The sequence below is a fragment of the Proteiniborus sp. genome (assembly GCF_040308045.1).
GTDB lineage: Bacteria > Bacillota > Clostridia > Tissierellales > Proteiniboraceae > Proteiniborus.
The window spans coordinates 1-9,175 of sequence record NZ_JAWRHZ010000009.1 but is presented as its reverse complement, the minus strand read 5'-3'; the positions used below and the strand labels follow the sequence as shown (position 1 = coordinate 9,175).

The following is a 9,175-nucleotide window of genomic DNA, read 5'->3' as shown; positions in this document are numbered from 1 at the left end:
ATCAAACTCTCAAATAAAAGTTCTTTTGTCTCCTGTCACTCGTTATGACGTTGACTTTATTTTAAGCGCATCTCAAAATTTACATTTTGGATGTTTGTGTTTTCTTCTCACTGTTCAATTTTCAAAGACCATCATTAATTTATCCCCGAAGGGCATCATTTCTTTGTGTCCAAAGGACCATCATTGTTAACTTTCCCGTCGGCTTCAAGAGCCAACTTAACTATGTTAACATTTTTGAATTTCTTTGTCAACACTTTTTTATTAATCTTTTTGTTTTGCTTTTTTTGTCGCTTAGTGACGACTTTTTTATGGTAACACATATCTCTTATTGTGTCAACCACTTTTGATTCTTTATTTTCATTTTTGAGGTAATTATTAATATACCATGTGACTAACCAACTGTCAATAGAAAATATTAATTTAAATTGATTTGAGCCAACCTTAAATGACATTCTACTTATATAGGAATCTAAATTAGAACTTTCCTAGTTCATTATAAATATTAAAACACATATAATGTATAATACATCATATGTGTTTTAACAAAATATATAGTTTCGTAAATATACTTAAAAATTAGAATTATTAGTGTATCTATCTTTACTTATCTATTGGTTTCATTGTAGGGAATAAAATTATGTCTCTAATAGAAGCTGAATTAGTAAGAAGCATAATCAGTCTATCTACACCTATTCCTAATCCACCTGTAGGTGGAAGCCCTACTTCTAAAGCATTTATAAAGTCCTCATCCATTGGATGCGCTTCTTCATCGCCTGATTCACGTTGTTTAAGTTGCTCTTCAAATCTTTCTCTTTGATCTATTGGATCATTAAGCTCTGAAAAAGCATTGGCTATTTCCCATGTGTTAGCAAAAGCTTCAAATCTATTTGTTATTAATGGATTATCTGGGTTTCTCTTAGCTAAAGGTGAAACTTCTACAGGATGATGCAACACAAAAGTTGGTTGCATTAAATCTTTTTCACAAAATTCTTCAAAGGTTAAATTAACAAGATGTCCCTTTGTCATGTTGTTTTCAACTTCTAGGTGTAATTTTTCCTTGGCAACCTTTCTAGCTTCTTCATCGCTTTCAAAAGCGTAAAAGTCAATTCCAGTTTTTTCTTTTACTAAATCATGCATAGACGCTCTCTTCCAAGGTGGTTTAAAATCTATCTCTACACCTTGGTAGTCTACTACAGTAGTACCATTTACTTCTTGAGCACAATGTGCAACAAGTTCTTCTGTTATTCTCATCATATCTTCATAGTCTTCGTAGGCTGAATATAATTCTATATTTGTGAATTCTGGATTATGTTTAATAGATATACCTTCATTTCTAAACATTTTTCCCATTTCATAAACTTTGTCAAATCCACCTACTATAAGTCTTTTTAGATAAAGCTCATTTGCTATTCTTAACTGCATATCTAAATCTAAAGTGTTATGATGAGTAAGAAAAGGTCTAGCTGCTGCTCCGCCAGCTACTGTAGTAAGTATAGGTGTTTCTACCTCTAAATATCCTCTATCATCTAAAAAGTTTCTTATAGCTTTAATTATCCTATTTCTTTTTAAAAATGTTTCTTTTACTTCTGGATTCATTATTAAATCTACATATCTTTGTCTATATCTTAAATCAGGATCCTTTAATCCATGAAACTTTTCTGGCAATATTTGTAATGATTTTGATAATAGAACTACTTCTTTAGCCTTGACAGAAACTTCTCCAGTCTTAGTTTTAAAGACTTCTCCTTTTACGCCAATTATATCTCCTATATCATAGGTACTGAATAATTCATAATCTTCCTGTCCTACAATATCAACCTTGGCAAAAATTTGTATTCTACCTTCACTATCTTGAACATCTGCAAAGCTAGCTTTACCATGACCTCTCTTTGTCATAATTCTTCCAGCTATGGATACTTCCTTTCCTTCCATTTCTTCAAAGTTCTCTTTGATGTTTTTGCTATGATTTGTTACGTCATACTTTTCAATTAGAAATGGATCTCTACCAATTTTCCTTAAATGCTCTAGTTTTTCTCTTCTAATAAGTAGTAATTCGTTAATGTTATTTTCTTCGTTAATCATTTGACCGCCTCCTAGTACACTCCTAGTACAATAAGTTATCTGCTAATAGATACTATTTCGTACTTTATTACTCCATCAGGAACCTGTACATCTACTATATCACCAGCTTTTCTTCCAATCAAGGCCCTTCCCACTGGAGATTCATTAGAAATCTTTTCTTCATATGGGTCTGCCTCAGCAGAGCCTACTATTGTATATTGAATTTCCTCATTATACTCAATATCTTTAACTGTTACTCTTGAGCCAATGCTCACTATTTCTTCAGAGATATCCTCATCATCTATAATCCTAGCATTTCTTAATGTCCTTTCAAGTTTAGCAATACGCTCTTCTAAACGAGCTTGCTCATTTTTAGCTTCATCATATTCTGAATTCTCACTTATATCTCCAAAGGCTAGTGCTTGTTTTATTCTATCAGCAACTTCTTTTCTTCTAACAGTCCTTAGCTCGTCATATTCTTCTTCAATCTTTTTTAGCCCCTCTGCAGTTAAAAAGATCTCTTTTTCAGTCATTTCCCTCTCTCCTTTATAAAAGAATTCTTTAAATAATATTTTTTAAATTTATTAATGTATGGTAATTGTATATGGTAGTTGTATTTATATATGCAAATGTTTTCTTTATAGACAACTAATTTTAGTGTATTTATTGTATGCTAAACAAGAAGCACCGTAAGTATCTTACAGTGCCTACCCTTTATTTATGAAGACTATTATAGTTTAGTAATCATTCATTGTCAAGAGTATATAATAACATATATTTACTTTGTCAAGAATAATGATTTGTTACGTCTTTTTCCATAATATATATTAACTGCATCTTTGATTTTGTAGTTTTTCCCATTTGCCCTAATTTCTATTGGTTTCATATTGTCTTGTTTTTTTATACCTTCATATATATAAGAAGGTATTTTATCTTTATACGAAAATAATTCTGAGTTATTTTTCAGTATTCCACTATTTTTAAATATTAAATCTGTTATTATTAGTAAATCTTTTCTCTTATCATTTAAAATTTCTAATTTTCTTCCTAGACTAGTATCTACTATTATTGCTCTCCTCTTGATATTATAAGCATCTAATTCTACATCAGATGCCATATTTATAACCACATCAAAATTTTGAACTGATTTATCCAACTTAGTTGATAATTGAAGCGATAGTCCTGTTTCGTTTAGAATCTTATTCATTAATTTTTCACAAAAGACCATATTTTTACTCATAATTGTCAAAAAACTTAAATCTTTTGCAATATTAATAGCTATTTTCTCAGTTAAATATGTATCGTCACTGATTATTAGTATTTCTTTTTCATTTATTAATTGATTTTTTAATCTGAATAGCTCTTTTAATACATAAGGAATGCTGTTTATAATTTCATTTCTACCATCTAATATTTTTAATCCACTATTATTTTCTATTTCCTTAATATTCTCTTGAGTAAAAGTATGAATTCTTTCTGTTATTAGACTTTTCATGTCTTCTGTTTTAAGTAAATTTATTGATTCAGTAAGTCTTGATATATATTCTGCTTTAGATAGATTTTTATATGTAGTGAAAAATCCAGCTGCATAACCACAGATAGTGTTTTCTCCTTCTTTTTCAAAGCTAAACACTATTCTAGGCTTTATTTTCTTTTGAAATAATAAAATAATATTTTCGGGTATATACTTTAGCATCCCTTTCTTCAGATAGTCTATATAATCCTGGGGTTCTAAAACATATAAAAAATTACCCTGGCATCCCCCTATCCCCTTTCAATTCATTTTTCAGCGAGATCTTGTTGTCTCCTTTTTAAATATTCTACTCTAGGTCTAAATCCTAGCTTATCTAGCATTTGATTATAATCCTTGTTATCCATATCCTCTGGTTTTTTCTTGGATAATGCTACTATTACTGCTTCCATTACATTAGTTCCAAAGGATCTTCCATTGAACTCAGGTGTAGTTGTCACCAAAAGCTCTACGCCTCTTTTTGTTAGTTCTTCAATATCCTTTGATGTGATTGTGTTTGTAATAATTATTTTTCCTTCCATTTTTTCTGGCATATATTTTTTAATATATAGGTAATCTCCAGCTATAATGTCTGCTTCTTGAAAGAATCTATTAAATTTATTGTTAGAAGCTGCATCTTGACTCTTTCCAGTAGGATAAAGCATATGAAAAGGAAGCCTTAATAGTAATGGTGCTACAGCTCTTGCTATATTGTATAAGGTATTATATGACTTAATTCTTAATGGTATTCCTAATGCAAATATTACATCTCCATACACAATGCTGCTTCCTTGTTCTTCAAATGCTGCAGCCATACCATATCTATCTAAAGCAGATGTAATCAAAACCTTTTTATCTTTAAAGCTTATAGTACCCTCTGCGTTAAGGAGTTCAATTATTCTTCTTTCTAATGTATCTTTTAAAAAAGTCCCATCTAAAATAGGGGTTATGGAAGCAGCTTGTTTTAATGGAATTGAATCTCTTATTATGTATCTTTTATCCTTACACCTTAAATACATATCTATTCCACCTAATCCAAAAGCATCTACTTTACCGTCTAACTTTTTTATGAGTTGTATTGCCTTCTCTTTATCTCCATCTGTCCCTATTCTTTCAATAATAATATTTTCGCCTAACATGTTTGTCTCTACTCTGTGGTTTCTTTTAGATGAACCTATACTAACACTCACTACTTTTTTCATCCCCATGCCTCCTTAAGTTTAGGTTTAAACTAACTTTCTGTTACTAGTTCTCTATAAGTTAAAAGCTCTTTCTCCATCTGTTCTCTATCTGCTACTGTGTTTATTTTATTTCTTACTTCTGCTGAATCTCTTATCCCTTTAATATACCAGGCAATATGTTTTCTCATTTCTCTAACTCCAATCCTGTCTCCCTTTAAATCACATAGTAGCTTTAAATGTTCTAAACACATGTCTATTCTCTCAGTTGGTGATGGGGGTGAAAGATGAATTTCATTTTCTAATAATGCTACAGCCCTTTTAAATAGCCAAGGATTGCCTCTGCTACCCCTCCCAATCAAAACTGCATCACATCCTGTTTGTTCTATCATTCTTATACTATCTTCAGGGGAAAAAATATCTCCATTGCCTATAATAGGTATTGATGTGTTTTCTTTTACCTTCTTTATAATATTCCAGTCAGCAGTTCCAGAGTAAAATTGCTCTCTGGTTCTCCCATGAACTGCTATTGCACTAGCTCCGTTGTCTTCAATTATTTTAGCAACTTCTACTGCATTTATACTATCTTCGTCCCAGCCTGCTCTTATTTTTACAGTAACAGGTTTAGAAGCAACACTTGTAACTCCTTTTACAATCTTGCCTATTGTATCAGGCTCCTTCATTAATGCACTCCCATCTCCATTTTTCACTATTTTAGGAGTTGGGCAACCCATATTGATATCTATAATGTCTATATTATCTTTTTTATTTAAATACTCATATACAACTTTTTTCATGACTTCTACATCAGAACCAAATATCTGTAGTGCTACAGGTCTTTCTCTTTCGTCTATAGCCATTAATTCTGCTGTCTTTTTATCCCCATAATAAAGTCCTTTTGCACTTACCATTTCACTATATACAAGTCCTGCCCCCATTTGCTTGCATATAACTCTAAAGACCATATCAGTAACTCCAGCCATAGGTGCAAGGAATACTCTATTCTTTATGTCTATATTGCCAATTTTCAACTTATCACACTCCACTTATTCTTTTTCTTCTTTATTATATCCATAATAATACATATATTCACAAAAAAACAAGTAGTCTAGACTACTTGTTTTTTTCGTATATAATTCTTAAACCTTCTAAAGTTAGTAACTTATCTATTTTTGTTATTGTTTTTGATTCACTAGCAATTAAAGTTGATAGGCCTCCTGTGGCTATTACATCTTTTACTTCTCCATTCATTTCTCCTATCATTCTCGTAACTAAATAATCTACTAATCCTACATACCCATATATTATCCCTGATTGCAGACTGTTTACTGTATTTTTGCTAATGACTTTTTCTGGCTTTATCAATTCTATTTTAGGCAGCTTAGCAGTTCTTTGGAACAATGCTTCACTTGATATCATTATACCTGGAGCTATGGTTCCTCCCTCATAGTCTCCGTCTTTTGATATAGCACAAAAAGTTGTGGCAGTTCCAAAGTCTACTATAATAATTGGACCACCATATTTTTCATATGCTGCAACTGCATTTACTATCCTATCTGCTCCCACTTCTCTAGGATTGTCATATTTAATATTCACACCTGTTTTAATCCCAGGACCAACTATTAGTGGTTCTTTATTTAAATATTTTATACTCATAGCCTGTAGTGAATACATAAGGTTAGGAACTACTGATGAAATTATTACTCCTTCAACATCTTCAATATTTAACCCGTTATATTTAAATAACTGATCTAAAATAAGTCCATATTCATCTGAACTCTTATCTTTATCAGTTGATATTCTCCAGTCCTTAAGCAATTTTTCACCCTGAAAAACTCCTAATACTATATTAGTGTTTCCTACATCACAAACTAAAATCATTGTTCCACCTACTCTTCAATAAAGTGATTTATATTATCTAAATTGTTTTTTCATACCCAATATTACACTTGTAACTATTATAACTGCAATTATTACTTCAGGTATACCATTAGCTATTCCTACTCCTAAGATTATCTTTCCTGCAAGGTCAGGATCGCCTCCCATCATTTCTACATACCATCTGCCATAAAATACGTAAATCATACCTAAAACCCCTACAGTATTAGTAAGAGTTCCTGCTATGGTACCAACTATTAAATCTAATGCATTATGATTTAGTTTTTTGTAGGATAACCATCCAATAATTATAGTAATTAGTACCAAGATTCCGCTAAATACTAGCTTAGTAATACTCATACTTCCTGATGAATACAAACCAATGTTTTTCGCAAAAGAGAAAGATAAGTAAGCTAATACACTTAACCATATACTGATTAAAATAATTATGGAAGTTTTTTTATTCATCTTTTTAACTGCTACAAATGTGTAATAAGAAACTAATCCTATCAATACTCTTGGTAGTATAGATACTAATGGATTATAAAAAACTGGTGATATAATCGTAGGTGTTGTAATAGCTCTGATCAAACTAAAGATACCAAATATGAGCCCAACAAGCATACCTACTACTGGTCCTTCTACTATAGCCCCTATAATTACTGGTATATGCATTATAGTTGCACTTGTAGGTCCTACTGGGATAAATCCTATTGGAGTCATCCCTAATACTGCTGAGATTGCACCAAGTACCCCAACAATTGCCATCTTTCTCACATTAAAAGATGATTTTGCGTAAACATTTGACATTAAAATCGCCTCCCGCTCTAGCTCCTTAAAAAGGATACCAGTCGAATATTTTATAGATATATTTAAAACAATATAGTCCAATTCCTTACGGATATTAGCTATATCACAATTTTATTTTAACAACTTTTACAAGTATGTGCAATAATATATCTATATTTTCATATTTATTATTTTTGGTAAACTTATAATAAAAGATAAGACGCTTTTCACCTATACATATCCATATAATCCTCTCACTGATACTTCACCGGAAATAACTTTAGATATATTGCCTTCACTATCTTGAACTATTAGTTCACCCTCTTCATTAATATCTATTGCTCTAACTTCTTTTTCTTCTCCTCTTAGGGTTAACCTAACATCTTTGCCAATAAGTGCCGAATTCTCTTTACATACTTTTATTGAACTATATACGTTCCCATTATTTTTTAAATCATTATATAATTCTTCAAAATAGTTTAATATTAATGCTATTAATTCTTTTCTTTTTATTTCTTTACCTGTTTCGATTCTTAGCGATGTTGCTATATCATTAATTTCTTCTGGAAAATCACTTATAGTTGTATTTGCGTTTATTCCAATGCCTACCACTAAATAATTTAGCCTGTTTAACTCTCCACTCATTTCAGTTAGTATTCCACAGACTTTTTTGCCATTAATAACTATGTCATTAGGCCATTTTATTTGAGTTTTTACTCCTATTTGATTTATAGCCTTCCACACTGCTGCTGCTGCAACTTGAGTAATTTTAGCTGCTTCTTGGGGTTCTATTTGAGGCTTTAAAACAATAGACATCCATATGCCCTTTTTATTAGGAGATGACCATTTTCTGCCTAGTCTACCTCGTCCATTTGTCTGTTCCTCAGCTATGACTACTGTTCCCTCAGATTCACTGCTATAAGCAAGTTCTTTGGCTTTTATATTAGTCGAGTTTATTGAATCAAAATAATAAATCTCTCTACCAATATATTTTGTATCTAAATACTCAGATATTTCTTCATAATTGAGAATGTCTGGTGTAGCTAAAAGCATATGTCCTTTTCTAGATACAGATTCAATCTCATAGCCCTCCTCTTTTAAGATATTAACATATTTCCAAATTGCAGTCCTGCTTACTTTTAATTGCTCGCTAATCTCCTGACCAGATATAAATTCATTTTGATTGTCTTTTAGTAGTTTTAATATCTGTTCTTTCAAGGTGTAACCTCCTTCTTGAATTACAGAACGATGAGGTGTCGTTCCCTACAATATTTATGACGACAAGGTATCATTCCTCACATACATATATATTAAAACAATTTAATGATAAAATCATCTATTATTGAGAAATAATTTAGGGCGCCTAATAGACGCCCATAAAATATATTATATACTTAAGACAAATTCTTCGCTATCGCTCAGAATGACACTTAATATTTAACTACCAAAGAACATCAAAAGTGCTCCTGCTGCTACTGCTGAGCCTATAACTCCTGCAACGTTTGGTCCCATTGCATGCATTAGTAGGAAGTTTGATGGGTTTTCTTGTTGTCCTACTTTTTGTACTATTCTTGCTGCCATTGGTACTGCTGATACTCCTGCTGCTCCTATTAGTGGGTTTACTTTACCACCTGATAGCTTGTACATTATCTTACCAAATATTAAACCTGTTGCTGTTCCTATGGAGAATGCTATTAATCCTAATGCTATTATTTTTAATGTTCCTATGTTCCAGAACTGTTCTGCTGTTGCTGTGGCT

Annotated in this window: 10 protein-coding genes; all 10 read right to left on the bottom strand. The window is 31.5% G+C overall.

The features are described from left to right. Nucleotides 1-155: 155 nt before the first annotated feature. A complete protein-coding gene (locus ABV008_RS01320; RefSeq protein WP_352418016.1) occupies nucleotides 156-452 on the bottom strand; it encodes a hypothetical protein in 297 nt (98 codons plus the stop codon). Nucleotides 453-600: 148 nt separating this feature from the next. After that, nucleotides 601-2,082 (bottom strand): lysine--tRNA ligase, encoded by a 1,482-nt coding sequence (gene lysS, locus ABV008_RS01315; RefSeq protein ID WP_352418015.1) that lies wholly within the window; start codon nucleotides 2,080-2,082, stop codon nucleotides 601-603. A gap of 35 nt (nucleotides 2,083-2,117) precedes the next feature. Continuing rightward, on the bottom strand, nucleotides 2,118-2,594 hold the full coding sequence (gene greA / locus ABV008_RS01310) for a transcription elongation factor GreA (protein ID WP_352418014.1): 477 nt from the start codon (nucleotides 2,592-2,594) through the stop codon (nucleotides 2,118-2,120). Between the two features lie 245 nt (nucleotides 2,595-2,839). After that, nucleotides 2,840-3,757, bottom strand: coding sequence for a hypothetical protein (locus ABV008_RS01305; RefSeq protein WP_352418013.1), 918 nt, complete (start codon nucleotides 3,755-3,757; stop codon nucleotides 2,840-2,842). Nucleotides 3,758-3,840: 83 nt separating this feature from the next. Beyond that, nucleotides 3,841-4,773 (bottom strand): DUF8754 domain-containing protein, encoded by a 933-nt coding sequence (locus ABV008_RS01300; protein ID WP_352418012.1) that lies wholly within the window; start codon nucleotides 4,771-4,773, stop codon nucleotides 3,841-3,843. A 29-nt stretch (nucleotides 4,774-4,802) separates the two neighbouring features. Continuing rightward, nucleotides 4,803-5,780, bottom strand: coding sequence for a tRNA dihydrouridine synthase DusB (gene dusB, locus ABV008_RS01295; RefSeq protein ID WP_352418011.1), 978 nt, complete (start codon nucleotides 5,778-5,780; stop codon nucleotides 4,803-4,805). 82 nt (nucleotides 5,781-5,862) lie between these two features. Beyond that, complete coding sequence (locus ABV008_RS01290) at nucleotides 5,863-6,630, bottom strand: type III pantothenate kinase (protein WP_352418010.1); 768 nt, start codon at nucleotides 6,628-6,630, stop codon at nucleotides 5,863-5,865. A 33-nt stretch (nucleotides 6,631-6,663) separates the two neighbouring features. Further along, on the bottom strand, nucleotides 6,664-7,437 hold the full coding sequence (locus ABV008_RS01285; protein WP_352418009.1) for an ECF transporter S component: 774 nt from the start codon (nucleotides 7,435-7,437) through the stop codon (nucleotides 6,664-6,666). A 210-nt stretch (nucleotides 7,438-7,647) separates the two neighbouring features. After that, nucleotides 7,648-8,634: a biotin--[acetyl-CoA-carboxylase] ligase gene (locus tag ABV008_RS01280; RefSeq protein WP_352418008.1), complete on the bottom strand. Its 987-nt coding sequence runs from the start codon at nucleotides 8,632-8,634 to the stop codon at nucleotides 7,648-7,650. Between the two features lie 219 nt (nucleotides 8,635-8,853). After that, nucleotides 8,854-9,175: sodium ion-translocating decarboxylase subunit beta (locus ABV008_RS01275; protein ID WP_352418007.1), on the bottom strand; the 322-nt coding region annotated here is incomplete at its 5' end.

What these genes read in the sequence shown, in the direction of transcription:
- greA (WP_352418014.1), bottom strand. Translation starts at nt 2,594, where the DNA reads ATGACTGAAAAAGAGATCTTTTTAACTGCAGAGGGGCTAAAAAAGATT.
- ABV008_RS01300 (WP_352418012.1), bottom strand. Translation starts at nt 4,773, where the DNA reads ATGAAAAAAGTAGTGAGTGTTAGTATAGGTTCATCTAAAAGAAACCAC.
- ABV008_RS01285 (WP_352418009.1), bottom strand. Translation starts at nt 7,437, where the DNA reads ATGTCAAATGTTTACGCAAAATCATCTTTTAATGTGAGAAAGATGGCA.
- lysS (WP_352418015.1), bottom strand. Translation starts at nt 2,082, where the DNA reads ATGATTAACGAAGAAAATAACATTAACGAATTACTACTTATTAGAAGA.
- ABV008_RS01290 (WP_352418010.1), bottom strand. Translation starts at nt 6,630, where the DNA reads ATGATTTTAGTTTGTGATGTAGGAAACACTAATATAGTATTAGGAGTT.
- ABV008_RS01320 (WP_352418016.1), bottom strand. Translation starts at nt 452, where the DNA reads ATGTCATTTAAGGTTGGCTCAAATCAATTTAAATTAATATTTTCTATT.
- ABV008_RS01305 (WP_352418013.1), bottom strand. Translation starts at nt 3,757, where the DNA reads ATGCTAAAGTATATACCCGAAAATATTATTTTATTATTTCAAAAGAAA.